22 protein-coding genes and 1 pseudogene are annotated in these 26,130 nt (G+C 63.0%); 11 read left to right on the top strand and 12 right to left on the bottom strand.

The annotated features are described in order from the left end of the window. Positions 1 to 25: 25 nt before the first annotated feature. The 5 genes and pseudogenes from ACIQUG_RS23345 to ACIQUG_RS23325 all read right to left on the bottom strand — a co-directional run bounded on the left by ACIQUG_RS23345 (position 26) and on the right by ACIQUG_RS23325 (position 5,769). A complete protein-coding gene (locus ACIQUG_RS23345) occupies positions 26 to 1,456 on the bottom strand; it encodes an NAD-dependent succinate-semialdehyde dehydrogenase (RefSeq protein ID WP_402324393.1) in 1,431 nt (476 codons plus the stop codon). A gap of 196 nt (positions 1,457 to 1,652) precedes the next feature. After that, a complete protein-coding gene (gene kynU, locus ACIQUG_RS23340) occupies positions 1,653 to 2,894 on the bottom strand; it encodes a kynureninase (protein WP_402324391.1) in 1,242 nt (413 codons plus the stop codon). A 12-nt stretch (positions 2,895 to 2,906) separates the two neighbouring features. Then, a pseudogene (locus ACIQUG_RS23335) lies at positions 2,907 to 3,856 on the bottom strand (ABC transporter permease). 7 nt (positions 3,857 to 3,863) lie between these two features. Beyond that, on the bottom strand, positions 3,864 to 4,643 hold the full coding sequence (locus ACIQUG_RS23330) for an ABC transporter ATP-binding protein (RefSeq protein WP_402324389.1): 780 nt from the start codon (positions 4,641 to 4,643) through the stop codon (positions 3,864 to 3,866). A 139-nt stretch (positions 4,644 to 4,782) separates the two neighbouring features. Then, positions 4,783 to 5,769 (bottom strand): ABC transporter substrate-binding protein, encoded by a 987-nt coding sequence (locus ACIQUG_RS23325; RefSeq protein WP_402324387.1) that lies wholly within the window; start codon positions 5,767 to 5,769, stop codon positions 4,783 to 4,785. A 167-nt stretch (positions 5,770 to 5,936) separates the two neighbouring features. Here ACIQUG_RS23325 and ACIQUG_RS23320 point away from each other — a divergent pair, with 167 nt between their 5' ends. The 5 genes from ACIQUG_RS23320 (at position 5,937) to ACIQUG_RS23300 (ending at position 11,958) form a co-directional block, all read left to right on the top strand. Further along, positions 5,937 to 6,722: a GntR family transcriptional regulator gene (locus tag ACIQUG_RS23320; RefSeq protein ID WP_402324386.1), complete on the top strand. Its 786-nt coding sequence runs from the start codon at positions 5,937 to 5,939 to the stop codon at positions 6,720 to 6,722. A gap of 230 nt (positions 6,723 to 6,952) precedes the next feature. Next, complete coding sequence (locus ACIQUG_RS23315; RefSeq protein WP_402324384.1) at positions 6,953 to 8,689, top strand: hypothetical protein; 1,737 nt, start codon at positions 6,953 to 6,955, stop codon at positions 8,687 to 8,689. A gap of 147 nt (positions 8,690 to 8,836) precedes the next feature. Next, positions 8,837 to 9,910 carry a porin gene (locus ACIQUG_RS23310; RefSeq protein ID WP_402324383.1) on the top strand — a complete coding sequence of 358 codons (1,074 nt, stop codon included), beginning with the start codon at positions 8,837 to 8,839 and terminating at the stop codon, positions 9,908 to 9,910. A gap of 172 nt (positions 9,911 to 10,082) precedes the next feature. Then, complete coding sequence (locus ACIQUG_RS23305) at positions 10,083 to 10,607, top strand: DUF2127 domain-containing protein (RefSeq protein ID WP_402324382.1); 525 nt, start codon at positions 10,083 to 10,085, stop codon at positions 10,605 to 10,607. Positions 10,608 to 10,875: 268 nt separating this feature from the next. Then, positions 10,876 to 11,958: a fatty acid desaturase gene (locus ACIQUG_RS23300; RefSeq protein ID WP_402324381.1), complete on the top strand. Its 1,083-nt coding sequence runs from the start codon at positions 10,876 to 10,878 to the stop codon at positions 11,956 to 11,958. 301 nt (positions 11,959 to 12,259) lie between these two features. Here the strand turns inward: ACIQUG_RS23300 and ACIQUG_RS23295 are convergent, their stop codons facing one another. From ACIQUG_RS23295 to ACIQUG_RS23280, 4 genes are all read right to left on the bottom strand, one after another. Next, positions 12,260 to 13,147 carry a branched-chain amino acid ABC transporter permease gene (locus tag ACIQUG_RS23295; protein ID WP_402324380.1) on the bottom strand — a complete coding sequence of 296 codons (888 nt, stop codon included), beginning with the start codon at positions 13,145 to 13,147 and terminating at the stop codon, positions 12,260 to 12,262. Between the two features lie 26 nt (positions 13,148 to 13,173). Beyond that, complete coding sequence (locus tag ACIQUG_RS23290) at positions 13,174 to 13,911, bottom strand: ABC transporter ATP-binding protein (protein WP_402324379.1); 738 nt, start codon at positions 13,909 to 13,911, stop codon at positions 13,174 to 13,176. 92 nt (positions 13,912 to 14,003) lie between these two features. Continuing rightward, a complete protein-coding gene (locus tag ACIQUG_RS23285) occupies positions 14,004 to 15,167 on the bottom strand; it encodes an ABC transporter substrate-binding protein (RefSeq protein ID WP_402324378.1) in 1,164 nt (387 codons plus the stop codon). 22 nt (positions 15,168 to 15,189) lie between these two features. Next, complete coding sequence (locus ACIQUG_RS23280; RefSeq protein ID WP_402324377.1) at positions 15,190 to 17,070, bottom strand: ATP-binding cassette domain-containing protein; 1,881 nt, start codon at positions 17,068 to 17,070, stop codon at positions 15,190 to 15,192. 179 nt (positions 17,071 to 17,249) lie between these two features. Here ACIQUG_RS23280 and ACIQUG_RS23275 point away from each other — a divergent pair, with 179 nt between their 5' ends. The 5 genes from ACIQUG_RS23275 to ACIQUG_RS23255 are packed head-to-tail and all read left to right on the top strand — an operon-like array spanning position 17,250 to position 22,352. Continuing rightward, the gene (locus tag ACIQUG_RS23275) at positions 17,250 to 18,131 is read left to right on the top strand and encodes a MurR/RpiR family transcriptional regulator (protein WP_402324376.1); all 882 of its coding nucleotides are present in this window, start codon (positions 17,250 to 17,252) and stop codon (positions 18,129 to 18,131) included. A 42-nt stretch (positions 18,132 to 18,173) separates the two neighbouring features. Further along, the gene (locus tag ACIQUG_RS23270; RefSeq protein ID WP_402324375.1) at positions 18,174 to 18,836 is read left to right on the top strand and encodes an isochorismatase family cysteine hydrolase; all 663 of its coding nucleotides are present in this window, start codon (positions 18,174 to 18,176) and stop codon (positions 18,834 to 18,836) included. A gap of 34 nt (positions 18,837 to 18,870) precedes the next feature. Then, positions 18,871 to 20,214, top strand: coding sequence for a glutamine synthetase family protein (locus ACIQUG_RS23265; RefSeq protein WP_402324374.1), 1,344 nt, complete (start codon positions 18,871 to 18,873; stop codon positions 20,212 to 20,214). A gap of 18 nt (positions 20,215 to 20,232) precedes the next feature. Continuing rightward, on the top strand, positions 20,233 to 21,051 hold the full coding sequence (locus ACIQUG_RS23260) for an N-formylglutamate amidohydrolase (RefSeq protein ID WP_402324373.1): 819 nt from the start codon (positions 20,233 to 20,235) through the stop codon (positions 21,049 to 21,051). After that, positions 21,048 to 22,352 (top strand): aspartate aminotransferase family protein, encoded by a 1,305-nt coding sequence (locus ACIQUG_RS23255; protein WP_402324372.1) that lies wholly within the window; start codon positions 21,048 to 21,050, stop codon positions 22,350 to 22,352. Before ACIQUG_RS23260 ends, ACIQUG_RS23255 begins: the two co-directional genes overlap by 4 nt. Before the next feature lie 110 nt (positions 22,353 to 22,462). Here ACIQUG_RS23255 and ACIQUG_RS23250 read toward each other — a convergent pair whose 3' ends face one another. Further along, complete coding sequence (locus ACIQUG_RS23250) at positions 22,463 to 22,846, bottom strand: MerR family transcriptional regulator (RefSeq protein WP_043621807.1); 384 nt, start codon at positions 22,844 to 22,846, stop codon at positions 22,463 to 22,465. A 75-nt stretch (positions 22,847 to 22,921) separates the two neighbouring features. Here ACIQUG_RS23250 and ACIQUG_RS23245 point away from each other — a divergent pair, with 75 nt between their 5' ends. After that, positions 22,922 to 23,710 (top strand): MauE/DoxX family redox-associated membrane protein, encoded by a 789-nt coding sequence (locus ACIQUG_RS23245; RefSeq protein WP_402324371.1) that lies wholly within the window; start codon positions 22,922 to 22,924, stop codon positions 23,708 to 23,710. Between the two features lie 155 nt (positions 23,711 to 23,865). Here ACIQUG_RS23245 and ACIQUG_RS23240 read toward each other — a convergent pair whose 3' ends face one another. Together ACIQUG_RS23240 and ACIQUG_RS23235 are read right to left on the bottom strand one after the other, a co-directional pair. After that, a complete protein-coding gene (locus ACIQUG_RS23240) occupies positions 23,866 to 24,399 on the bottom strand; it encodes a 2,4'-dihydroxyacetophenone dioxygenase family protein (protein WP_205239922.1) in 534 nt (177 codons plus the stop codon). 26 nt (positions 24,400 to 24,425) lie between these two features. Beyond that, positions 24,426 to 26,108, bottom strand: a complete 1,683-nt coding sequence (locus ACIQUG_RS23235; protein ID WP_402324643.1) for a thiamine pyrophosphate-requiring protein — start codon at positions 26,106 to 26,108, stop codon at positions 24,426 to 24,428. Positions 26,109 to 26,130: the final 22 nt, after the last annotated feature.

Here is a 26,130-nt window from a genome sequence, read left to right as displayed (position 1 = left end):
CACAGGTGCAACTGTGCGAAGGTCGTCAGGCGACGCGCAGGGAAACGTTCTTCACCACGGTGTAGTGATGCAGGCCTTCCGCACCGCCCTCGCGGCCAAGGCCGCTTTCCTTGACCCCGCCGAACGGCGTTTCCGCCACCGAGGCTTCCAGAGTGTTGATCGACAGGTTGCCGGCCTCTATGCCCTGCATGAGGCGATCCACATTGGCCGTCGAGTTCGTGAAACCGTAGGCCGCAAGACCAAAGGGAAGCGCGTTCGCCTTGGCCAGCGCCTCGTCCACCGAGGACACCGGATTGATCAGCGCCAGCGGGCCGAAAGGCTCTTCGGAAAGCGCGCGGGCATCGTCGGGCAACTCGGCGATCGCGGTCGGTGCGAAGAAGTAGCCCTTGCCTTCCAGGCGCCCGCCACCGCAAAGGATGCGTGCACCCTTAGCGCGCGCATCGTCCACGAGTTCCTGCAGGGCGGCGATGCGCCGGTCATTGGCAACCGGCCCCATCTGGGTCGATGCATCGAGGCCGTCGCCGACCTTGATCGATCGCGCCTTCTCCACGAAGGCTGCCGTGAAGCGCTCGTAGAGCGCCTCATGCACGAAGAAGCGTGTCGGCGAGGTGCAGACCTGGCCGGAGTTGCGGTACTTGCGCGTTGCGCAGGCGACACCGGCCGCAACGGCATCGGCATCCTCGCAGACGATGACCGGCGCATGACCGCCAAGCTCCATCAACGCCGGCTTCATGACCTGTGACGCGAGCGTCGTCAGGTGCTTGCCGACGGCGGTCGATCCGGTGAAGGCGACCATGCGGATCCTGTCCTGCGGGATAAGATATTCCGAGATCTCGGCGGGATGTCCGAAGACGAGGTTGAGCACACCCGCCGGCAGACCGGCATCGTGGAACGCCCGGGCGATGTGCACGACGCCCGTCGGTGTCTCTTCGGACGCCTTCATGATGATCGAACAGCCAGCGGCAAGCGCCCCGCCGATCTTGCGGGCGGGCTGGCTCATCGGGAAGTTCCAGGGCGAAAAGGCCGCGACCGGGCCGATCGGCTCGTGCAGCACGATGTAGCGGATGCCCGGCGCACTCGGGATGACCCGGCCGTAGAGGCGCACGCATTCGCCGGCGTCCCATTCGAAGAACTCGCAACCGCGAATGACCTCGGACCGTGCCTCGGAAAGCGGCTTGCCGTTTTCGAGCGTGATCGAGCGGGCGATCTCTTCGGAACGTTCGCGAAGCAGCTGAGCGGCCTTCAGAATGATTGCCGCCCGGGCGGCGGGTGATGTCCGGCTCCAGAGCTGAAAGCCTTGCCAGGCGGCGTCCGTCGCATCGGCGAGATCCGTCTCGCGGGCGACCGCTACCTTGCCGATGACATCCTCATTGGCGGGGTTGATGACGGCGAGCGTCTCGGAGGTCGCCCTCCACTTGCCGCCGATATAGAGCTGAGCATGCGTATCCTGAGCCATGAGATTGCCTTTTCGCCATTCCTTCAGAGGCTGCGCCTTCCTGTCCGGTAATGGATGCAATCAGCGGTCTAATATAACAATCCACATAGGTTGAATGAATTGATATCGAGATGTGATAAGTCTCGAGACAACTCCAAACGCAAAAAGCGCCTTCCCGGCAGGGAAAGCGCTTTTCCATTTCTCTCGGCGATCGCGATCAGGTCACGGCACTACGGACAGCGAAGCGCGCATCGCGCCAGGCACCCGTCGCCATCACGTCATGCAGCACGTCCACGGCGTTCCACACATCCCTAAAGCTCGTATAGAGTGGCGTGAAACCGAAACGGATGGTGGCCGGGGCGCGGAAATCGCCGATGACGCCCCGCTCGATCAGAGCCTGCATGATTTCATAGGCCCCCTCATGCTCGAAGGAGACCTGGCTGCCGCGCACCGTGACGTCCGTTGGACCCACCAGTTTCAGGCCAAACGCGCCGCAACGCGCTTCGACGAGCTTGATGAAGAGGCCGGTGAGCGCGACGCTCTTCCGGCGGATAGCCGTCATATCCACCTCGTCCCAGAGATCGAGTGCTGCCGACAGCGTGCGCAGCGACAGGATCGGCTGGGTACCGGAGAGGAAGCGCAGGATGCCCGCGCCGCCATCATAGTTACGCTCAAAGGCGAACGGACGGGCATGCCCCCACCAACCGCTGAGCGGCTGGCTGGCCTTTTCCTGATGACGCCTGGCCACGTAGATGAAGGCCGGCGCGCCAGGACCGCCATTGAGGTACTTGTAGGTGCAGCCGACCGCGAAATCGACGTTACAACGGTCGAGTTCCACCGGCAGCGCACCGGCCGAATGGCAGAGATCCCAGACCACCAGCGCGCCCACATCGTGCGCGCGCTTGGTCAGCGCCGCCATGTCGCGCAGAGCGCCGGTCTTGTAGTTGACGTGATTGACGAGAACCACGGCGACGCTCTCGTCGATCAGGTCTTCGATCCGCGGGCCATCGACGCCCTCGAGCCTGAGGACGGTACCGGGCCGCGTCGCAATCACGCCTTCGGCCATGTAGAGATCGGTCGGGAAGCTCTCGCTTTCCGCGACGATGACCTTGCGGTCTGCGTTGAGGCCAAGCGCTGCGTGCAGCGCCTTATAGACATTGGCAGACGTATGGTCGGTCACAGCGGTCTGGCCGGGGGCCGCGCCGATGAGGCGGCCGACACGGTCGCCGAGCGTTAGCGGCAGGGCGAACCAGCCAGCCGTGTTCCAGCTCCGGATGAGGTCACGACCCCATTCGAGTTTCGCAGCCTTCTCGATCTCGGCATAGGAGGCAAAGAGCGCCGCGCCGAGCGAATTGCCGTCGAGATAGGTGACGCCTTCAGGCAGGTCGAAGCGCTTCTTGAAGCCCGCGAGCGGATCGTCGCGGTCCAGCGCCTCGACGGCATGGATATCGATGTTCATGGAGCAATCCTTCTATTCACGGACGGTTTCGCGGGCCGGCATAGGGCCGCGGGCGCGCTTGAGGGTCGGCAGCGCCAGCATGGCGAGCACGAAGAGGCCGGTGGCGAGTTTGAGGTCGGTCGGCGGCATGCCGGCGGCAAGGCAGAGCGAAACAAGCTGGTAGTAGACGATGGCGCCGACAAAGGGTGCCGCAAGCTGGCGCCGACAAAGGGTGCCGCAAGCTGGCGCCGGATCGTCTGCTTGCCGACGATGGCTTCGCCGATCATCAGCGCCGCAAGGCCGTTGATCAAGGTGCCGATGCCCATGTTGACATCAGCAAATCCCTGCGACTGCACCATCAGGGCGCCGCTGGTGGCCGAGAAGGCGCCAGCCAGGCCGACCCCACCGATGGTGAAGGCCCAGATGCTGATCCCTTGCGCTTCCGCCATATCCGGGTTGGAGCCGACGGCGCGCATGGCCGTGCCACGCTCGGTGCGGAAATAAAGGTTCAAGAGGCAATAGACGGCGATGCCAAGCAGGCCCGCGACGACAATCTTCGCGACCGGGAAACCCGGTTCGACAAAGGGTACGCCATCGAAAATGGTCGGCGTGCCGTAGACCGAGAGGTTGGACTTGCCCATCAGCCGCAGATTGATCGAGTAAAGCATCGTCATCATCAGGATGCCGGCAAGCAGCGTATGAATGCGGAAACGCAGATGCACGAAGGCCGTGCAGCTACCCGCCAGGAAACCGGCGGCCATCGCCACCAGGATGGCCAGCCAGCCCGGCGCGCCACCCGCCAGCGACAACGCACAGACACAGCCACCGAGGGGGAACGCGCCTTCGCTCGTCAGGTCCGGGAAGTTCAGCGTGCGGAACGGCAACATGATGCCGAGGACGATGAAGGAAAGGATGAGGCTCTGCGCCAGCGTGACCGGAACGAGCGTGATGAAGTTCGAGAATATGGTTGAAACTGTTTCCATGTCCGTCTCAGCTTGCCAGCAGCATGCGATCGGTCTTCATGCCGAAGTGACCGATGAGTTTCGGGATCGTGACGTCGGCCTTTTCCGCGCCGGTGATTTCGAGCCGGATCTGGCCGGCATCGAGCATCACCACGCTGTGGCCGAAATCGACGGCGTGCTGCATGTTGTGCGTCACCATCAGCGTGGTGAGATTGAAGGCTTCGACCGCGCGCACCGTCGCCTGCATGACGATGTCTGCAGTGCGGGGATCAAGGGCGGCCGTATGTTCGTCGAGCAGCAACAGATCCGGCTGGTCGCACGTTGCCATGATCAGCGAAAGCGATTGACGCTGTCCGCCCGAAAGCAGTTCGACGCGCGTATCCAGCCGGTTTTCCAGCCCGAGGTTCAGCGCCGCCAGGCGTTCGCGGTAGCTCGCAAGCCGCCTGGCGTTGAGCCCGCGGCTGAGGCCGAGCTTTTTGCCACGCAATTCGGCGAGCAGCATGTTCTCCGCGACCGTCATCGAAGCGGCGGTCCCCTTCATCGGGTCCTGGAAGACCCGGGCGACCCGCGTTGCGCGCTTGTGCACAGGCAGCGCCGTGACATCGTCGCCGTTTATGAGGATCTTGCCGCTGTCGAGCATGAGTGCGCCGGATATGGCGTTCAGCATGCTGCTCTTGCCGGCGCCGTTCGATCCGATGACGATGGCGAAGTTGCCGGTCGGAAGCGTCAGGCTGAGATCGTTGAGGGCGATCTTCTCATCGGGCTGTCCCTTGTAGAAGACCTTTCGTGCAGATCGGATTTCGAGCATCCGTTCCTCCTCTGAGCAATTCCGTAGAGGCCGCCTCCGCAGCCTTGTTCCGGAATTCATGTAAATACGAATGGACAGGGCGCGCTCGGCGCTCTCATGGACGGCGGCGTCGTGGCCGCCGCCCGTTGCAGGCGTCGGGTTACTCGACGATGCAGTTGCAATCGGCGAGCGAAGCCGGGATCTCGACGCCGAAGGCGGCCATGGCCTTCTTCGAGATCAGCGCCTGGTGATCCTCGTAGGCGGGAAACACCGGGGCGATGGACTTCGGGTCCTTGCCCTTCAGGACTTCGGCGGCGATCTTGCCGGCGTTCTTTCCGACCTGTTCGTAGTTGACGGCGAAGCTTGCCGGCACGAAGCCTTCCCGAACGGCCGTATCGACGGCATTGACAACGGGAATGCCGGACTGGCGCGCAGCCGATGCAACCGCCGCGATCGCCGGCTGGATCATGTTGGACGTCGGGCCATAGATAACGTCCACCTTGCCGGAGAGCGAGGTAATGCGCTGCTGGATGTCGTTGAGGTTGTCGACGCCGACTTCGACGACTTCAAAACCCTGTTCCGGAGCGATCTTGCGCACGCTTTCGAGCAGCGCGACGTCATTGGCTTCGCCCGGGTTATAGGGAAGGCCGAGCCGCTTGGCGTTCGGCAGCAGCTTTTTGGTGAAGGCGAGCACCGCTGCCATATCCTGGCTGTCGGTCGCCCCGGTGATGCCGTCATCACCGCTTTCGCGGGAGGGTACGAGCTTGGCGGCGACCGGATCGGTCACGGCGGTAAAGATCACCGGGATGCCCGAACCTGCCAGCGCCTTCTTGGCAATCTGCGAGACCGGCGTGGTGACGGTGTAGACGAGCTTCGGCTGTTCGGCCTGCAGCTTCGCGATCATCTGCGGCACGAGCGACGCGTCGAAATTGGTGTGGCTCTCGGTGTAGACGACGTCCTTGCCCTCGACGAAGCCGTTTTCCGCAAGCGCCGCCTTGAAACCGGCGATAGCGGCATTGAGCGGGGGGTGTTCGCCGAAATTGGCGATGCCGATGCGGATCGGATCGGCGGCGGCCGAGCCGATGCCGGCAAGGACGATGCCGGCTGCCATCAGACCTGTCATGAGTTTCGATTTTGTCGTGGCCATCTTGTTCCTCCTCTGACTGTCGCAGTTGACAGCATGAGCGATGAGGAAGCGCAGCCCCACGGCAAAGTCAACGATATAGTATACAATTATAGCAATTGGCGATTATCATATATTATTCTCGCATATATGATGACCGTACATTCGGGCGGTGAATTTTGGAGGTGCCTTTGGTCGACGAGCAGGAAAACAGCACGAAAACGGAGATCGCCTACAGGATCTTGCGGACGGAGATCCTCATGGCCCGTCTGCAACCGGAGGCGCCGTTGCGGCCCGATCTTCTGAGCAAGGCCTACGATATCGGGCGGACGCCGCTGCGCGAGGCCCTGTCGCGGCTGGAGGCGGAGCGGCTGGTGGTGGCGATCTCCAATCGAGGCTTCACCGTCGCGCCCGTGTCGCGCAAGGGACTGGAGGATCTGACGAAGGCCCGCGCGGTCGTCGAAATCCCCCTGTTGCTGGAAGCCATGGAGCGCGGCGGCGCGGAGTGGGAATCGGCAATCGTCACGGCGCACTACCGACTGTCGCGCTGCAAGACGGTCGTCGAGGATTCTTCCAACCTTGCCGTCGATACCTGGATGGAACGGCACGAGGCGTTTCACGCCGCGCTGCTCAGCGCGGCGCAATCGAGTTGGCTGATGCACTTTCGCTCGACCATTTCCGACCAGCTCCAGCGCCACTACCGGTTCCTCGCCTTTGCCCCCGTCCTGCGCGCGGAACACGGAGAGACGGCCGGCTACGCGGAGGCCATGGCCGCGCTGCACAAGGCGCAGTCGATCGGTCCGCACACCGAACTGATGGAGGCCGTGCTCGACCGCAACGCCGAACGCGCCCGCCTCCTGATGGACGAGCATTTCGGTTATCCGCTCGAGGTCTACGCGGTCGAAGAAGGGGAAGCGGTGTCATCAGCATCCCGCAAAGCATCAACACGCCCGGGAACTCATAAGAAATCCGCATGAATTAATGCTGATTAAGGCGATTGTTATAGGGAAAGCGACCCTGTTTCATGGCGCCTAGCAAACGGGAGCGGCGTGATTTGCGCGGGCATGAGGAGGCCTGCGCGATCAACTGACACGACGAGAGAATTCGGAACGCGACACAAGGGGGCGTCGCCGCCGCGCCGTCGTTTGCTTGCGCCGCTGCCAGGCTTGGACGCGGCCATTCACCGATATTCCAGGAGGAGACCGACATGCCGAAACGGCTGATCATCACATGCTCGATTTTATGTCTGGCAGCGGGCGCGACCTTTGCGGCCGGCTGGGAAAAGGAAGTGCCGACGGAGATCAACATCCAGGATCCGCACCTCAAGCGCTGGTCGGAACTGACCTATGACAAGCAGCCGCCGGCGCTGGTTCCGGGCAAGGACTACGGCATGGATCCGGCCACGGGCACCTTCAAGGCTCCGCGTGCCACCGCACTTGGCGCATCACCCAATTTCCCCGGTCAGCTCACCCATTGGGACGACAAGACCTACAAGAGCAATGTCGAGGAAATCGCCTTCTACCCCCACATCACCTCGCCATGGCACGCCTGGCCCGATGTCGCGGATTTCGACGGCAAGCGCTACATGTACCTGCACGACCGCGACTACATGCGCGTGCTCGATATCACCGACCCGACCAAGGCCAAGGTCGTCTATTCGAAGGGCGGCGTCTGGGGACCGGAAGGTTCGAGCGAAGACTGGGACGCCAAGACGGTACAGGACTATTTCGGCGGCATGACGATTGCCTGGAGCGAGAAGCTCCAGAAGAACGTCGTCGTCGCCTCCTACGAGATCGGCCGCTTCGGCATCCTCGACAACAAGCGCACCCAGCCCGACATCGTCGAAACGCTACGCCACTACAATTCGCTCAAGGGCTTCAAGGTCTATGAGATGAACGGCCCGCTGCCGAGCGACTGGAAGCTGATTGCGACCCGCACGACGGACCTCAAGAACCCCGACGCACCCATCGGCAAGCAGCAGGGCTCCGGCTCGCTCGATGCGCCGGCCTGGTTCGGCGGCAAGTACATGTATCTCTCGTCGGCACCCGACGACAGCTACGCATTGACCGAGTACCCCGATTACCTGCATTCGCCCGGCTACCAGGCCTGGGACATGACGGACCCGGCAAACCCCGTCTTCGTCAGCCAGGTCACGGTTCCTGGCCAAATCGCCGGCGACAAGGCAAGCGAGGACGCGTACCTCATGAACCCGCGCGCCGGCAACCGCACCTCCTGGATGGGTTCGCGCATGCCGCTGTTCCTGCCGAAGCCGGTGGAAAAAGGCGGCAAGATCGGCTTCGGCGCCATGGGCGGCCTTGGCTTCTACACCTTCGACCTCACCAAGCCCGGCACCCCGGAAATGATGGGGCATCTCAGCATCCCGCCGAGCTTTGCCGGCACCGAGTTCGACAATGCCGATACCAGCCAATACGAGCGCACCGGCTATGTCTTTGCCAACGGCTATCCGATGAACTCCAATTGCTACGAGCCCTACAAGGACGTGCTGGTCATCGACGCCAAGGATCCGAAGGACCCGAAGGTTGTCGCCACCTTCCCGCGTCCGACCCCGCCGGCAGAAGCAGAATTCACCGACTATTGCCAACGGCGCGGCAGCTTCGGCCCGAAGCGCTCCGGCACGACCCACCAGCCGGGATACAGCCGGCAGGGTATCCTGCCCTACGCCTTCTATAATGCCGGCCTGCAGATCTTCGACGTCAACGACCCGAAGGATCCGAAGATCGCCGGCTACTACGTGCCGCGCTTCCCCAAGCCAGAGGAAATGCCCGAATACACCTATGAGAACGCCAGCTTCGCGGTCTTTACCGAATATGACCGCAACATCATCTGGCTGATCAGCATCGACGGCATCCGCGCCCTGAAGACGCCTCTTCTCGGCGAACCGAAGACCGGGCTTTCCGGCGAGGTCTGGCCGCCGCGCGGGTAACACCCGACCGGGCCGGCATCGCAACCGATACCGGCCTTTCTCTCCTTTTCACACAATCCCAGTCAGCACCCGCTTGTCCCGCATGCCGTGGACGGAGCCGGCGAAGCTTTTTCGATTTTACAAGAACACCGAGGGGACCAACTCGACATGAACAAGCAAACAATCGCGACGTCACCACTCTTCTTGAAAGGTGCCGTAGCGGCGCTCTGCACGATGGCGGGCCTGCAGCCGGCAAAGGCTGCAGATGCGGAACCCGTCGAATATGTCCGCGTCTGCGATGCCTATGGCAACGGCTTCTTCTATGTGCCGGGTACCGAGACCTGCCTGAAGATCAGCGGCTACCTGCGCCACGAGGTGGCGGCGGGCGACGATGTCTATTGGGGCGGCTCGCTCGACGGTCTGCCGGGCAAGGCGCGCGCCACGATGCGCTTCGACGCCCGCAACGAAACCGAGTTCGGAACGCTGCGCTCCTATCTGGAGACGCGTTTCGAACACAAGGCGTCGGGCGAGCGCATCTATATTTCAGAGGCCGTCATCGAGCTCGCCGGCTTCTCGGTCGGCATCGCCGATTCCCTCTTTGCCAACTGGACCTGGGGTGCGGGCAACGTCATCTATGACGACGTCATCTACTACTCGGGCGACCGCACGATGCAGGCAAGCTACACCCACGACTTCGGGAACGGCTTTTCCGCCATGGTCGGCGCCGAGGAAGGCAACGGCTCGTGGGAACTGGAGACGGTCGATGGATCGGGCGTGGCACGCCGTGAATGGTTCGATCTTCGGGCCGACAGCGTGCCGCATTTGCTTGGCGGCGTGAAATATGAGCAGGACCGGATGACGCTGTTCGGCATGGCGGCCTATGACACCCGCTACGACGCCTGGGCCTTCAAGGCGCGCGTCAATCTCGACGTCACCGACGCGCTCTCATTGTTCGTCATGGGCGCCTACCAGTCCGACCCGAGCCGGCCGAATTATTATGGAAGCTGGTATGGCGACTGGGCAATGTGGGGCGGTGCTTCCGTGAAGGTCAGCGAGAAGGCAACCATCAACAGCCAGATCGACTTCGAGGAGGACGGCACCTGGAACGCGGCCCTCAATGTCGCCTACGAGGTCGTGCCGGGCTTCAAGATCACGCCGGAACTCGACTACACGGCCTTCCGCGGGTTTCGCGGACACGAAGACGCTTTCGGCGGCGTCGTGCGCTTCCAGAGAAACTTTTAAGCTTGGGGTTGAGGAGCCGGGGGCGACATTGCCGCCGGCTCCATCCGGCTGCAATAGCTCCGTGGGCTGCCACGCCCATCGCCGGCTTGGTAAGCCGCGAAAAGGAGGTTGAATGGCCAGCGCCACCTGAATGTAGCGAAAACCTTCAATCACGGGTTCGGCGAACGCTTGAATGACCACCTATACCATCCCTATTGTACTTCCAGGCGGTGAGGTGATTTTGAACGAGCAGCGACTACACCAGATCTTCCAACTCAGCATCCTCGCCAAAGGCGTCCACGCGCTGGCAGAATGTGTCGGCGGTGTCGCGCTATGGCTGGTCTCGAACGACGCCATCACCAGGTTTGCAAGGTCGATCACGCATCTGGAACTGATCGAGGACCCGAGGGATTTTCTTGCCACGCATCTCCTGACCTTTGCGCAGAACTTCTCGGTCGAAACGCGACATTTCTACGCATTCTACCTGGTCAGTCATGGCGTCGTGAAGCTGTTCCTTGTCGCAGCCCTCTTGCGAAACAAGCTATGGGCCTACCCAGCTTCGCTGGTGGTAATGGCCCTGTTCATTGTCTACCAGCTCTACCGCTTTAGCTACACGCACAGCTGGGGCCTGATCGCGCTGACAGTGTTTGATGTCATCGTCATTTGGCTCATCTGGCATGAGTACAAACTGGTCATGCGCCGACGTCCGGCGACTTGAGGCGTCGCGAACGGCGGAAAAGGCCGTCTTTTCCCAACGAGCGAACAACCGATTGACGCCGAACTGAAGATATCGATAGAACGCCCTATCGAATTTGCTCGCGAGCTTTGGTTATTGCGCAGTTGGCTTCGCGCTCTGAACGAACCTTCCTTTCAAAATCGCTATCGGGCCCCAAGCTTCGCGCGGAGCCTCCCAGTCCCGGTTTGCCTGATGCGTCCACAGCAATGACTCAAGGCGATCATGTCATACAACCAACTAGGAAGACGCCTTGAAGAATACCAGAGTCAGCCCGCTTTCCGACCACGGCGCCGCAGCAACCGTCGATCGTGAAAAAGCCTGGCTGAAGATCCTGTCCACCTATCGACAGCCGCATATCGGCCGCAGCACGTTCGAGCTGGCGGTGACCTTTGTGCCATTCGTTTTGCTGTGGGTAGCGGCTTGGGCCTGCATGCACTTCGGGTACTGGCTCGGCATCGTGCTAATCGTCCCTGTTGCGGCGGGTTTCCTCCTGCGCCTGTTCATGCTGCAACATGACTGCGGCCATGGTTCGTTCTTCGGGCGCCGCCGCCTGGATGACTGGACGGGCCGAGTGATCAGCGTGCTGACACTGACACCCTATGACTACTGGCGCCGCGCCCACGCCGTCCACCACGCTTCGGCAGGCAACCTCGACGAACGGGGTGTCGGTGACATTGCCACACTCACCGTTGCCGAATACGAGGCCCTCCCGCGCAGAGGGCGGCTTGTTTACCGCCTCTACCGACATCCGCTCGTTATGTTCGGCATCGGTCCCGCATGGCTCTTTCTGATCAAGCAGCGCTTACCGTTCGGAATGATGCGTGCAGGTCCCCGGCCGTGGATTTCCACCATGGCAACGAACGTGGCCATCGCCGCACTCGCGGGCATTCTTATCTGGGCAGTGGGTGTCGCACCGTTTCTGCTGATCCATCTGCCGATTGTGCTCCTTGCTGGCGCAGCAGGCGTTTGGCTGTTTTACGTCCAGCACCAGTTCGAAGACACGCACTGGTCGAGGCCTCCCGAGTGGACGTTCCAATACGCGGCCATGCATGGCGCCTCGCACTATGATCTGCCGCAGCCCTTGCGCTGGATCACCGGCAATATCGGCATGCACCATCTTCACCACCTGTCGAGCCGCGTTCCCTTCTATAGACTTCCTGAGGTCATCCGCGATCATCCCGAGCTGGGAGATATGGGCCGCATCACCATCCGGCAGAGCCTGGGCCTGGTGAAGCTCGTCCTTTGGGACGAGGCCTCGCACCGGCTGGTATCATTTCGAGAAGCAAACGCACGCCAAGCTGCAGCAGGATCCGCTGTGCCGACGCCTGCCTGATAGCGCAGTCGAGCAATCCGCACCGACAAGGATTGAAATGCAGCCCTTCGACCACCGCGACGAAACAGGAGCAGTGGCGTCGCCCGTGGCCCACGCCATTCCGTCGTCGCGCAAACGCCGGGATAGCGCCGCGCCGGCTTGAGCGACCGTCGATTTGGCAGCCATGCCAGCCGCGCGCGCGACCCGTCATCGGCCGGTCGTTGTTATCGAGGCTTCCGGTTCTAAGCCAAGGCCACCGGCATCGCCGGTCGCACCATGGACTGGGCCGGATCGTGCGCAGTCTCCTGTGCTGCCGCCACTCTCAAAGCTTGACGATGGTCTTTTTCGCAAGCAGCCCCTGCGGGGCAAAGAGTAGTACCCCGATGACGAGCAGGATAGTGAAGGCATCACGGTAGCTGAGCAGGCTTTCCGGCAGATAGGCTTGCAGGAAGACTTCGATAAAGCCGAGCAGAAAGCCGCCGGCGACAGCGCCGGAGAGGCTGCCGAGCCCGCCGATAATCGCAGCGATGAAGGCTTTGAGCACCGGCAGGAAACCCATCAGAGGATCGACACTGCCGCGCTGGGCCACCCAGAGGATACCGGCGACACCGGCAAGCAGGCCGGAGATCGCAAAGGCGGTGGCGACGACCGCATTGGCGCGAATGCCCATCAGCCGAACGATGGCGAAATCTTCGGAAGCGGCGCGCATGGCACGGCCGAGCACGGTCGTGCGAAGGAAGAGGTTGAGACCGACCAGCATGATGATCGTGACGAGGATCGAAGTCCCCTGGATGAGGCCGAGATGCAGGCCGCCGATCTCGATCGTGCCGGAAAAGCTCTCGGGCATCGGCACCGGCTTCGGCCGGGCGGAAATGAAGTTCTGGAAGATGACGCGCAGGATGGCGCTGACGGCGAAGCTCGTCAGAAGCAGTGTCGTGCCGCTGGCGCCGCGCACCGGCCGGAAGGCGATGCGCTCCATCAGCATGGCGAGCACGATCGCGATCATCAGCGCCGCGCAGATGGCGAGCGGAAACGGCAGACCCAGCAACAGGGCGAAGCAGAGGCCGTAGCCGGCCGCCGTCATCAGCTCGCCATGGGCGAAGTTGATGAGCCCCATGATCGAGAAGACGACCGCAAGGCCGAGCGCCAGCAGCGCATAGGTGCCGCCGAGGCTCAGCGCATTGACGAGCTGCTGCAGGAACATGTCCATGGTTTTGACCTCTTGCCCGCCGGGCCTCAGGCGCCGAGATAGGCGCCCTGGATTTCGGATGAATTGCGAAGTTCGGCGGCCGTGCCCGACAGCACGATCCGGCCATTGGCCATGACGTAGCCGGCGTCGGCGATCTCGAGCGACAGCGACACGTTCTGCTCGACGAGCAAGATCGTCAGACCCTTCTGTCGAAGGCCGGCGATCAGGTCGAAGATCAGGTCGACGATCTGCGGCGCAAGGCCGAGCGACGGTTCGTCCAGCAACAGCAGGTCCGGCGACGACATCATCGACCGGGCGATCGCCAGCATCTGCTGTTCGCCGCCCGAGAGCGAGCCGGCCTTCTGGCTGAGCCGTTCCTTCAGGATCGGAAAGCGTGACAGCATGTCTTCGCGCACTTCCGCTATCGCGCCGCGGGCCTTGTGCATGGCGCCGCCTAGAAGCAGGTGTTCGTCGACCGAAAGGCTCGGAAAGATCCGCCGACCCTCCGGTGTCAACGTCATGCCGAGCCGGACGATCTGTTCCGGCGCGAGGCTTGAAATATCCTGGCCGTTGAACGAAACGCGCCCGGCCTTCTTCGCTGCCAGCCCGACAAGCGAATTCAAGGTCGAGCTCTTGCCGGCGCCGTTGGCGCCGAGCAGCGTCACGATCTGCCCCTTGCCGACGGTGAGATCGACGCCCTTCAGCGCCTCGACCGCGCCATAGGCGACCTTGAGACCGCTGACTTCCAGAAGCGGCTTCGGAACGGGAATTTCACTCATCATCATCGGGCAAAGTCCTTGCCGTGGATTGCGAAGCGCCGCCGGCGCAGGCGGGAGCGACCCCCGGCAAAAACCGGGAGATCGCCTCATGACGTCAATCAGGGTGCCGGAACGTCGGCAGCGGCCGGAACGCCCTGGCTGATCAGCTGGCGATTGCCGCCTTCGATCTGCACCAGCGACACCGAGCGCATCGGCATGCCTTGCGTGCCGGCGTAGCTGATCGGCCCGGTCACGCCCTGGACGTTTTCGAGCGAGGCAATCGCATTGCGGATGGCGACCGGATCGATGCTGTTGGCTTCGGTCACCGCCGCGTCGATCACCTTGCCAAGGTCATAGCCGTTGGCGATGTAGACCGTGTCCGGCACCTGGCCGTATTTTTCCTTGTACTTCACGTTGAAGTCAGCGAGCGGGCTGCCTTCGCTGGCAAAGCCGGCGGTGGTGAAGACGACGCCATCGACGGTGGCGCCAAGGCCGAAGGTGGTGGGTGAATCGATGCCGTCACTGCCGAGGATCGGGGTGGTCACGCCGGCACCGCGCAGCTGGCGGATGAAGGCCGGGAAATCGGGCTCGTAGGCGGCGGTCATGATAACGTCGGGCGCCGGGTTCATCGCCTTGATCTTGGTGACCTCGGCGCCGAAGTCCTGCTGGCCCATGCTGTAGGTGCCTTCACCGAGTAGCTCGCCGCCCTTGGCCTTGAAAGCGATGCCGAAGTATTCCGGTAGTTTCAGCGTATAAGCGCTGTCGGGCGACTTCAGGATATAGGCCTTCTTGTAGCCCTTCTCGGCCGCATAGGTCGCAAGCACCGAAGCCTGGACGTTGTCGGCGGGATAGTTGCCGAACATGTAGTCGCCGACGGCAAGCGGCATCGTCGGCGTCGTGGCGCAGAAGGAGAAGGCCGGGATCTGGGCGGCCTGAGTCACCTGGCCGGCGGCGATCGACGGATCGGCGTCGCACGGCGTGATCACGATCTTGACGCCTTCGTCAACCAGTTCCTGCGCCACCAGCGCGGTTTGCGCCGCATCCGAGCGCGTATCCTTGGCGACGAGTTTGATCGGGAATTTGCCGGCGGCACCGCCGGCCGCGTTGATTTCCTCGACGGCCATTTCCAGGCCCTTCAACGACGGCTGGTCATAGGGCGCAAGACCGCCTGTCTGGGCGGTCGCAAGGCCGATGACCAGATCTTCTGCAAATGCCGGCAATGCCGACAGGGCAAAACCGCCGAGCATGGTGGTGAGGCACAGGGCCGTGACGTTCTTCTTCATCCGAAAAGCTCCCTCTTTTGATTTATGCGGGTTTATGCAGGCCCGGCGCGCCGGACGGCAGAGCAGGGGCACCGACGGGCTCGCTGCGCGCCTGCGCCGCTGAGCGGCGGCGGCCGATATAAGCCTCGACGACATCGGGGTTCGCCTGGATTTCCGCCGGCGTGCCGATGGCGATCTGCTGGCCCTTGTTGAGGACGACGACGACGTCGCAGAGCCGCATGATCAGCTTCAGGTCGTGCTCGACGACGAGCAGGCCGAGGCGGTATTTCGTGCGGATGCGGTCGAGCACATGCATCAATTCCTCGGTCTCGGCCGGGTTCATGCCGGCGGCCGGCTCATCGAGCAGCAGGTAACGCGGTTTGAGCGCCAGCGCGCGGGCGATTTCAAGCCGCCGCTGCGCGCCGTAGGAAAGCGTGCCGGCCAGCCGGTCGGCAAATTCCGCAAGGCCCACTTCCGAAAGCACCGTCAAGGCGCGGGCCGCCGGATCCTCGCCGCCCGCCTTAAGGGCGCTCGCCGCGACCGTGACGTTTTCGATGACCGTCAGGTTCTTGAAGAGACGGATGTTCTGGAAGGTGCGGGCAAGGCCTGCGGTCGGAACAGCGTGAACGGCAAGCGACGCCACGTCCTGACCGTCGATGAGCACGCGTCCCGTCGACGGCGGCACGACGCCGGACACGCTGTTGATCAGCGTCGACTTGCCGGCGCCGTTAGGGCCGATGAGGCCGGTGACGAGACCGGGCTTGATCTCGAAGTTGGCGTTTTCGAGTGCAACGAGCCCTGCAAATTTCTTCCCGAGATTTTCGACCCGAAGCGTGCCTTGGCCGGCCGAAGAGCTAGCGGCGGCAACCGTGCCCTTCAGCGGTAGAGCCTCCTTCGTCGTGGAGCGCTTGAACCAGCCGAAGCGCTCGTCGAGTTCGCGCACACCGAACAGCCCATCCTGCAGGCGGTACATCACGACGAGGATAGCTACGCCGATGCCGATATCGGTGAGGCCGAAGACGGTCGGCAGCTTGAGGAAACCGAGATCGACGCCACCCTCGAGCTTTCGCAGGAGTTCGACGATCAGCATGATCACGGCGGCGCCGCCAACGGCACCGGAAACCGTGGTGATGCCGCCGAGGATCAGCATGGCCAAAAGCATGAAGGTCAGGTTGAAGTAGAAGTCCTTGGGCGAGAAGGCGCCGAGGAAATGGGCCAGCAAGGCACCGGCAGCACCGGCAAGCACCGCACCGAGAACCCAGGCAAAGAAGCGGTGCAGCTTGACATTGACGCCGACGGCGGTCGAGGCGATCTCGTCCTCGCGCGACGCCCGAAGCTTCAGGCCCGCACTCGAATCCCGATAGAGACGCGCGACCACAACGGCGGCGATAGCAAAGGGCACCGCCACCCAGAGGTTGACCGCGCGCGGAATGCCAAAAAAGGTCTGGCTGCCGCGGGTGAAATCGGTCGAGGCGACGAGCACGACATGCACGATAACAAGGAAACCAAGGGTCGCGATCGAAGCCGATGAGCCGCCAAGGCGCGCAACAGGAATGCCGATCAGCACCGCGACGAACGCGACCACGACAAGAGCAATCGCAAGTGCCGGAAGGAAGGGCATGCCGATCCCCGCCAGCCATTCCGGCAGATGTGGCAGCGCCGTTTTCTGAATGATCGGATTGAGCGTCAACAGGCCCGACGCATAGGCGCCGATCGCCATGAAGCCGACATGGCCGAAGGAAACGATACCGGAGTTGCCGGCATAAATGCCGATCCCGAGCACGGCGATCACGTTGATCATGTAGAGCGTCACCAGGCGCTCGCCGCTGCCTGGAAAAAACAACGAGGCGATGGCGGCAGCGGCCAGAAGCGGCAGCGACGTTACAAGGATACCAACGACGGTTTCTCGCCTGACGCGCACCATCCGCATTCCCCCAGATTTCGGCCCGCCTCATATTTTTTGGCTCGGGCCCGTTCCCGACATGAACGTTATCGCAGATCGACCGAATGTCAATCTTGTTTCAAAAAACATTCTCTGCTAGCAATTATGTAACAAAAAGTAGAAAACGGGATTCACGCCATCGTTTTTGGGAGGCAGAAATCGTGGCAATCCGGGACCGACTGACAGACGGCGCCATTACCTTCACGCGCTCTGAACTGAAGATCGTCAGGCAGCTTCTGTCGAATTATCCGGCAGCGGGACTGAACACTGTTGCGCATCTTGCGGCGGCGGCTGGCGTCAGCAATCCGACCGTCGTGCGCTTTGCCAACACACTGGGCTTTGAGGGTTATCCCGAGTTCCAGAAGGCGCTGCTCAGCGAAGTCCAGGAGCGGATGAGCTCGCCGCTCTCCATGCTCGACGCGCGGCGCCCGTCATTGGAGCAGGAGAACTTCTACCAGTACTTCCTGCGCGCCAGCATCCATGCGCTGGAATCCTCGATGCAGATGCTGCCTTCGGAAGACTTCGAGGCAGCCGTGGATGCGGCGGCAGACATGAGCGCCCGTATCCACTGCCTCGGCGGCCGGTTCAGCGGCTTTCTCGCCGGCCTGCTCTGGTCGCACATGAAGCAGCTGAGGGGTGACACCCGCTGGATCAACGGCAGCCAGGCCGACCAGGTCGACCAGCTTGTCGATCTCGGCAAGCGCGACGTGCTCTTCGTCTATGACTATCGCCGCTACCAGAACGACACGATCCGCTTTGCCCGCCAGGCGGCAACGCAAGGCGCGCGCATCGTGCTTTTCACCGACCGCTGGCTCTCGCCGATCGCCGATTTCGCCACCGTCACGCTGACGGCACCTGTCGATACCGTCTCGCCCTACGACACGATGGTGCCGGCGATCGCCCAGACGGAAGCGCTGATCGCGGCGTTGACCGCCCGCCTCGCCACCCAATCGCGCGGCCGCATCGAGAAGATGGAGGAGCTGCGCCGCGGCTACGCCATCACTGAAGACGCGCTGAACCCGAACGTCGACGACGGCCGCTGACCCCTTGCCGCAAGGCGAAAACCGACAACCGAGGAGAACCCAATGAGTGCCGTTACAGTGAAGGTCGGGGACGACATGCTGAGACGCGACAGCGACTATGAGCGCGGCCGTACGTCCGTGCTGTTCGTCGACATGCAGCGCATCTGGTGCGAGCCCAACCTCGACCCGACCCATCCGCAGGATGCCGACAGCTATTACCACAGGCGTCTGCGCCAGACCGTCATCCCCAACCAGGTACGCATTCTGGAGACGGCGCGAAAGGCCGGTTGCGAAGTGCTGCACACGATCATCGAAAGCCTGACGCTCGACGGCCGCGACCGGTCGCTCGACCACAAGCTCTCCGACATGCACGTGCCGAAGGGATCACCCGAGGGCCAAGTCATTCCGGAACTGGCGCCGATCGACAACGAGATCGTGCTGCCGAAGACGTCGTCCGGCGTCTTCAACTCGACCAACATCGACTACGTCCTGCGCAATCTCAACACCCGCTACCTGATCATCGCCGGCGTCATCACCGACCAGTGCGTCGACATGGCGGTGCGTGACGCCGCCGACCGCGGCTACCTCGTCACCGTGGTCAACGACGCCTGCGCCACCTACAGCGAGCAGCGCCATGACGCGGCCCTTCGGGCCTATTCGGGCTACTGCTGGACGACCGACACCGACACCGTCGTCAGCCGCCTGAACGGCCTGCGCCAGGCCTGAGCGCGCGCAGAAAAACAAGACTGGAGGGGAACTCATGACCGAAACCAACAATGGCAAGGTGGCCGCCGAACTGATGGAGCTCGCCACCTTCGTCACCACCGACATCGCCGGCATCACCCGCGGCCGTAGCTTCGCTGCGACCGAAATCGACAGCTATCTGCGCAAGGGCGTCGGCTGGGTGCCGGCCAACCTGGCACTGACACCCTTCGACCTGATCGCCGAAAACAATCCATGGGGTTCGGCCGGCGACCTGCGGCTGATGGCGGATCCAAACAGCAAGGCGCGCGTCACCTGCCTGCCCAACGAAACGCCGCTGCATTTCTACCACGCCGACATCACCGACCTTCAAGGCAATGCCTGGGACTGCTGTGTGCGCAGTTTCCTGAAACAGACGCTGAAGGAATATGAAGAGATCGGCCTCAGGGTCATTTCCGCGGTCGAGCAGGAGTTCCAGCTTCTCGGCGTCGACTGGCCGGACGCCCCCTCCTTCGGCCTGCGCGCCCAACGCCGCGCCGAGCCTTTCGGCTCGCTCTTGATGACCGCACTTGAAGAAGCCGGCGCCGAACCGGAAATGTTCCTGCCGGAATACGGCAAGGACCAGTTCGAAATCACCTGCCGTCCCGCCGACGCGCTGACAGCCGCCGACCGCGGCGCCACCATCCGCGCGATCACCAAGGAAGTCGCCGCCCTCTTCGGCTGGAATGCGAGCTTCGCGCCCAAGACCGCCTCGAATGGCGTCGGCAACGGCGTGCACCTGCATGTGAGCTTCACCGATCTCGACGGCAATCCGGTCACCTTCGACGCATCGCGCCCCGGCAGGCTCTCCAAGATCGCCGGTGCCTTTGCCGCCGGCGTCATCAAGCATCTGCCGGCGCTGACCGCCTTTACCGCTCCATCGGTGCTTTCCTACATGCGGCTCGTGCCGCACCATTGGAGTGCGGCCTATACCTGCCTCGGTGAAAAGAACCGCGAAGCGACGCTGCGGATCTGCCCGACGCTGGACCTGCCCGGCAGCAATCCGGCCAGGCAGTTCAACATGGAGTATCGGGCGGCCGACGCCTGCGCCAGCCCCCATCTGTCGTTGGCTGTCCTCTTGAAGGCCGGGCTCGAAGGCATCAGGGCCGGGCTCGAGCAGCCGCCCCTGATCAATTCGGACCCGTCCGATTTCTCGGCGGCAGAGCAGGAGAAGCTCGGCATCCGTCGCCTGCCCGCAAGCCTGCCGGAAGCGCTGGACACACTCGCCGCCGATCCGGTCGTCACCGGCTGGTTCTCGCGAGATTTCCTTGCCTGCTACATGGGGATGAAGCGCAAGGAGATCGACATCGTCGACGGGCTCTCGCCGGACGAACTCTGCGCCCGCTATGCGGCGGTCTACTGATTGATGGATGGGCAGCCCATGACCTCGACAACGGCCATCAAGAGCCCCGAACAGGGCGCGCGACACGACCCGAGCGCGCCGCTGCTTTCGATCGACGAACTGCCGCCCTATGCGGTCTTCAATCCGGACGGCACCTCGCCGATCCTGCTTTTGTGCGAACACGCCTCCAACCGGATGCCGCGCGCGCTCGGCGATATGGGGCTGCCGTTGCACGAGCGCCAGCGCCACATCGCCTGGGATATCGGCGCCATGGCGCTGGCCCAGCATTTGAGCCTCAGCCTCGATGCGCCTTTGTTCTTCACCAATTATTCGCGACTGGTGATCGACTGCAACCGGCCGCTTTCCGCCCCCTCGATGATCCCCGAGGTCAGCGAGACGACGGAAATTCTCGCCAACCGAAGCTTAAGCGACGAAGAACGGCAGCAGCGGATCGACACGCTGTTCACGCCTTTTGCCAACGCCGTCAGCCGCCGCCTTGACCGGCTTGAAGGCGAAGGCAAGCGGCCCTTCGTCGTCGGCATCCACAGCTTCACGCCCGTCTATTTCGGCAAGCCACGCCCCTGGCAGGCGGGCATTCTCTATCGCGACGCGGTCGATTTCGCCGGCGCGCTGATCCGTGAACTGGCGAGCGAACGCGAACTGACGATCGGCGACAACGAGCCCTACAACATCCACCCGGACGAGGATTACACCGTGCCGGTCCATGCCGATGCGCGCGGGCTTCCGGGCGTTCTGGTCGAGGTGCGCCACGATCTGATCGACACGCATGCGGGCGTCGCCGCCTGGGGCGAACGCCTGACCCGCTGTCTGAAAGCCAGCATTGGGGAAGGCCGGTGACGACACTCTACGAGAGGGACCGGGAAGCGGTTGCCAACCTGCAGAAGCTGCGCTTCTTCCCGCTTGCCGTGACCGGTGGCCGCGGCGCGCGGGTGATCGAGGAAAACGGCCGTGAACTGATCGACCTCTCCGGTGCCTGGGGTGCGGCAAACCTTGGCTACGGCCACCCGGCGCTGGTCGAGGCAATTTCCGGTGCCGCGGCAAATCCCGCCGGCGCCAGCGTCCTGTCTGCCGCCAACGGACCGGCGACGGCGCTTGCCGAAAAACTGCTCGCGGCCTTTCCCGGGGCGGGCGACAACAAGGTCTGGTTCGGCCATTCCGGATCCGACGCCAACGAGGCGGTCTTCCGCGCTGTCACCAAGGCGACGGGACGATCGGGCGTCATCGCGTTCGTCGGCGCCTATCATGGTTGTACCGTGGGTTCGATGGCCTTTTCCGGGCATAGCGTGCAGGCGGGCGCGGCCAAGGCAGAGGGCCTGCTCTTGCTGCCCTACCCCGATCGCTACCGCCCCTATCGCGACGACCCGACGGGTGGCGCGATCCTCGCGGAATTGCGGGAGCGGCTTGAGGCGGCGCCCGAACATTTCGCCGCCGCCTTCATCGAGCCGATCCAGTCAGATGGCGGCCTGATCGTCCCGCCGCCCGGCTTTTTCAAAGCCTTTGCCGCGATCTGCCGTGAATACGGCGTGCTTGTCGTCTGCGACGAAGTGAAGGTCGGGCTTGGCCGCAGCGGTCGGCTGCACTGCTTCGAGCACGAGGATTTCGTCCCCGACATCCTGACCATCGGCAAGGGCCTCGGCGGCGGGCTGCCGCTTTCCGCCGCGATCGGTCCGGCGCGCATCCTTGATTGCGCCAGCGCCTTTGCCATGCAGACACTCCACGGCAACCCGATCTCTTGCGCCGCCGGACTTGCCGTTCTCGAAACCATTGAACGCGAAGAACTTGCGCAGGAAGCCGAGCGCAAGGGCAAATTGCTGCGCGAAGGCCTGGCAAGGATTGCCCAACGACATCAAGTGATCGGCGATATCCGCGGTCGAGGTCTTGCCTGCGGCGTCGATCTCGTCCTCGATCGGCAAACACGGGCGCCAGCGCGAACGGAAGCGGCGAAACTCATCTATCGGGCCTATGAACTCGGCCTCGTCGTCTACTGTGTCGGGATGAACGCAAACGTTCTGGAGATGACCCCGCCACTAACCATCCCGGACACCGATATCCGTCAGGCACTGGGCGTTCTGGAACAGGCCTTTGCCGAAGCAGGTGCCATTCCCGATGACGTTGTGGCGCAGTTTGCGGGCTGGTGACCACAACAGCCTGCGCCCGCGAGGGCCAGGACCTTGAGGTGGAACCCGTCCCGACTGCCAGCATGAGCGCAACGGCGGCAAGCAGGGCGGCACCGTCGCCCGGCTCGACGCTACAGATCGAAGGACGCAAGGATCGGGCAAGGACCCGACTTGTCGGTGGCACATTCCCCGACCAGTCGCTGCAAGGCTTTCCGCGCCTGTTGAAGCTCCGCGATCTTGGCATCCAGCGCACCAATGCGGTTTTTCGCAAGGTTTCGCGCTCTCTCCCTGTCTTCTCCAGAATCGAGATCGAGAAGCTCCTTGATCTCCTCGAGCGTGAAGCCGGCCGTTTGGGCCTGCCGGATGAACTGCAAGCGGCGGACGTCTCCGTCACCGTAATGGCGGATGCCCTCAAGTCTTCGTGGCGTGTCCAGCAACCCTCGCCGCTGATAGTAGCGGATCGTCTCTACGCCGACGCCGCCGGCTGCTGCAAATTTTCCGATCGTCAGTTCCATGGCTCTTGACTCCGTACCATGGTACGGAACGTATGGTCGTGCCAACAGTTTCACAAGAGTAAAAGGAGACGTGAGATGTTGGACAGGACGAACCAAGGACAGGCGCGCAAGAAGGCCGTTCTCTATCGAATGGTCATGGGTGAGCATACCTGCCCCTATGGCTTGAAGGCGAAAGACCTGCTCAAGCGGTCGGGCTACGATGTCGACGACCGCCATTTGACAAGCCGCGAGGAGACCGACGCCTTCAAGGCACAGCACGGCGTGGCGACGACACCCCAGGTGTTTATCGATGAAAACAGGGTCGGAGGGTACGACGACCTGAGAAGGTTTCTCGGAAAGCCGGTCGCGGACCCCAAGGCCACGAGCTACCGCCCTGTCGTCGTTCTGTTCGCCTTGACCGCCTTGATGGCGATGGCCGCCAGCTACGCGGTCGACGGCAGCCCATTCACGCTGCGCGCCGGCGAATGGTTCATCGCCTTCTCGATGGTCGTGCTTGCACTCCTGAAGCTCCAGAACGTCGAAGGTTTTGCGACGATGTTTCTGAACTACGACTTGCTGGCGAAGCGCTGGGTTCCCTACAGCTACATCTATCCCTATGCCGAAGGCCTCGCCGGGGTCCTGATGATAGCGGGAGCGTTGAACTGGCTGTCGGTCCCGGTCGCGCTCTTCATCGGCACGGTGGGAGCCGCATCGGTCTTCAAGGCGGTCTACATCGACAAGCGGGAACTGAAGTGCGCCTGCGTCGGCGGATCCAGCAACGTTCCTCTCGGCTTCATCTCGCTCACGGAAAACCTGATGATGATTGCCATGGCCGTCTGGATGGCTGCTGCCTCGTTCGGCATCGCGGTCGGACACGCCATGTAGCGAGCCTGTTCCGATCGGCGGCAACGCGCCGAATGGGCGGTTGCACCGATCGGACATCGCATTCAGCAGAAGCCTCACAGGAAGCAGGTCGGATCACAGCCAGGTTTCGGATCGCAAATACGATGCGCGCCTGCCGCCGCGGGTGAAGCCATCGTCTATCGGAACAGGCGGTCGACGTAGTCGCGACCAAGGCCGACTTTCTCGTAGTGGTCGCGACAAAGCGCGATGTAATTATGCACGTCGAAGAAGCCGTCCGGCTCGCCCTTCTCGTCGAGCCAGATCAGCGGCCCCTTGACCTGGAAGAACACCTTCATCGGCTGTTCGTGTTCATAGGCAACCAGGGTATGGCCCTCTCCCGGCGTCTCATAGACGAAATCGCCGGCCGTTGCCGTCCAGTCGTGTTCCAGGTAGCCCCACTTGCCCGAGATCGTGTAGGCGAAGACTTCGTGGGGATGGTAGTGGCGGTTTACCAGCCCCGCCTTCTTCGCCATCAGGATATCGCACCACTTGTTCTGCGTCGGCGAGATCCAGAGCGGCCGTGACGATACGGTTTCAGTAAAGGGCACATAGAAGCGCTCGTCCTCCGTCGCCGCATTTTCCAGGTAGACCTCGGGCAAGGCATCCGGCTGGAACACCTTGGTGATCGGCTTCAGGTCCTTCCAGAATTCCGTTGTCGCAAGCTCAGGCATGATGTCCTCCGGGTTTGGTCCAGTGCTCAGGCGCGCACGTGCACGTTCAGCAACGCAGCGCCCCGTTTGGTATCGATGTGGCTGATGGCGCGCTTCAGCGCTGCTGCCAGTTCCTCCCCGCGGCTGACGGTTTCGGCATGGGCATTGCTGGCTTCGGCGACCTTGGCGAAGTCGGGAACCGGCGACAGCGAGGTGAGCGGCATCCGGTTTGCTTTGGCGGCATAGCCTTCGGGATAGACGCCGAGCACCGACTGGCGCACGGCACCCCACTCCGCATTGTTGAGGATGACGATGAGGATCGGCAGAACCAGCGCCTCGGCGATCTGGTGGCAGGCGGCCGGATTGGAAAAGATGTAAGAGCCGTCGCCCATCGTCGCGACGATCAGCCTGTCGCGGTCGGCCAGCTGCATGCCGAGCGCGGCCGGAAACGCCCAGCCGAGACCGCCGGAATGCGGCTCCTGATACCAGGCGCGCGGGTGATCGAGCCTCATCGGCGCAAGGGGGCAGCCAAGCTCGGAAAGCACGGTCGCCTCGCGGCCGGCAATCGCCTCCGACAGTTTCAGGCTCACCCATTCCTTCGTCATGGGATCGGCCATGCCGGCGACCGCCCTCGCCTCCGTCGCGTTGCGGGCGGCGCGATTGGTTGCGGCCACGCGCCCGCGGCGCGCCTCGACCTCGGCTGACACTGGAAATTGCCGCAAGGCATCCTGCAGGGCCAAGAGCCCCGCATCGATGTCGCAGGCGATCGTCACGTCGGAACGGAAGTAGCGAACGGGGAACCGCTGGAACAGCGGATCCTGCCCGAGCTGGATCACCTTGCAGCCGGGCTTGAGCCGATGGATATCCGGCGACCATGGCGCCAGTGCATCGATGACGAGGATGACGTCGGCATCTTCCACCAGCGCTTTCGGATCGGCGGCGGCCGCCATCGGATGATCGGTGGCAATCGCAAGCTGCACGGCCCAGTACTGGCAGACAGGAATGCCGCGATCGAACGCAAGAGATGACAGGGCCTGAAAACCGGCTTCGGAGCCCGCCCCGCGTTGGGCGACAATGAGCGGGTTTTGAGCCCCGGCGAGCAGTTGGGCGGCCGCGGCGATTGCCTCTGCCGACGGCGCATGCACGGCCGGCTTCATCGACAGCGGCTCGGCAAGCCCGTCGCTCGGACAGGGGCGGCAGAGCACCTCGCGCGGCAGGCTCATATAGACGGGGCCGCGCGGCGTCGAGGTGGCAATCGCATAGGCCCGATCGACCATTTGAGGCACGTGTTCGGCAAAGCGCAACTCGTCGTCCCACTTGACCGCCTCGCGCACCAGCGCCGCCTGGTCGCGCATCTCCTGGCCCCAGCCGATCGGCACCGTGCGCGAGCCGAGCTGTCCGCGCTCGGTGACCGGCGTCTTGCCGGAAAACAACAGGACCGGGATGTGCTCGGTGGCCGCGTTGATCGCGCCGATCGCGCAATTGGCAAGCCCGACATTGGTGTGGGCCATGACCGCCTGCGCCCGTCCGGTCGCCAGATAGTAGCCATGCGCCATGCCCATTGCCGCGCTTTCGTGCGGCATGACAATCGCCTCGGGCAAGGCCACACCCTTGGCTTCAGCCTCAGCCAACCCCTCGATGATCGGCGGGAAGTCCGTTCCGGAATTGGCGAAGATGTAGTCGACGCCGACCGCTTTCAGGCGTGCGAGCAAGGCGCCGCCTGCCGTCATCGTTCTTGTATCGTGTTCGCCG

It is taken from the genome of Ensifer sp. NPDC090286, from assembly GCF_044769565.1.
In the GTDB taxonomy this organism is placed as follows: Bacteria; Pseudomonadota; Alphaproteobacteria; order Rhizobiales; family Rhizobiaceae; genus Ensifer.
Note: the sequence above shows the minus strand (reverse complement) of the source record. Positions and strands in the feature narration are given on the sequence as shown.

Bases quoted from the DNA above. Each gene is read 5' to 3' on its own strand.
- ACIQUG_RS23345 (WP_402324393.1), bottom strand. From the start codon at position 1,456: ATGGCTCAGGATACGCATGCTCAGCTCTATATCGGCGGCAAGTGGAGG.
- kynU (WP_402324391.1), bottom strand. From the start codon at position 2,894: ATGAACATCGATATCCATGCCGTCGAGGCGCTGGACCGCGACGATCCG.
- ACIQUG_RS23330 (WP_402324389.1), bottom strand. From the start codon at position 4,643: ATGCTCGAAATCCGATCTGCACGAAAGGTCTTCTACAAGGGACAGCCC.
- ACIQUG_RS23325 (WP_402324387.1), bottom strand. From the start codon at position 5,769: ATGGCCACGACAAAATCGAAACTCATGACAGGTCTGATGGCAGCCGGC.
- ACIQUG_RS23315 (WP_402324384.1), top strand. From the start codon at position 6,953: ATGCCGAAACGGCTGATCATCACATGCTCGATTTTATGTCTGGCAGCG.
- ACIQUG_RS23310 (WP_402324383.1), top strand. From the start codon at position 8,837: ATGAACAAGCAAACAATCGCGACGTCACCACTCTTCTTGAAAGGTGCC.
- ACIQUG_RS23305 (WP_402324382.1), top strand. From the start codon at position 10,083: ATGACCACCTATACCATCCCTATTGTACTTCCAGGCGGTGAGGTGATT.
- ACIQUG_RS23295 (WP_402324380.1), bottom strand. From the start codon at position 13,147: ATGGACATGTTCCTGCAGCAGCTCGTCAATGCGCTGAGCCTCGGCGGC.
- ACIQUG_RS23290 (WP_402324379.1), bottom strand. From the start codon at position 13,911: ATGATGATGAGTGAAATTCCCGTTCCGAAGCCGCTTCTGGAAGTCAGC.
- ACIQUG_RS23285 (WP_402324378.1), bottom strand. From the start codon at position 15,167: ATGAAGAAGAACGTCACGGCCCTGTGCCTCACCACCATGCTCGGCGGT.
- ACIQUG_RS23280 (WP_402324377.1), bottom strand. From the start codon at position 17,070: ATGGTGCGCGTCAGGCGAGAAACCGTCGTTGGTATCCTTGTAACGTCG.
- ACIQUG_RS23270 (WP_402324375.1), top strand. From the start codon at position 18,174: ATGAGTGCCGTTACAGTGAAGGTCGGGGACGACATGCTGAGACGCGAC.
- ACIQUG_RS23265 (WP_402324374.1), top strand. From the start codon at position 18,871: ATGACCGAAACCAACAATGGCAAGGTGGCCGCCGAACTGATGGAGCTC.
- ACIQUG_RS23260 (WP_402324373.1), top strand. From the start codon at position 20,233: ATGACCTCGACAACGGCCATCAAGAGCCCCGAACAGGGCGCGCGACAC.
- ACIQUG_RS23250 (WP_043621807.1), bottom strand. From the start codon at position 22,846: ATGGAACTGACGATCGGAAAATTTGCAGCAGCCGGCGGCGTCGGCGTA.
- ACIQUG_RS23245 (WP_402324371.1), top strand. From the start codon at position 22,922: ATGTTGGACAGGACGAACCAAGGACAGGCGCGCAAGAAGGCCGTTCTC.
- ACIQUG_RS23240 (WP_205239922.1), bottom strand. From the start codon at position 24,399: ATGCCTGAGCTTGCGACAACGGAATTCTGGAAGGACCTGAAGCCGATC.
- ACIQUG_RS23235 (WP_402324643.1), bottom strand. From the start codon at position 26,108: ATGACGGCAGGCGGCGCCTTGCTCGCACGCCTGAAAGCGGTCGGCGTC.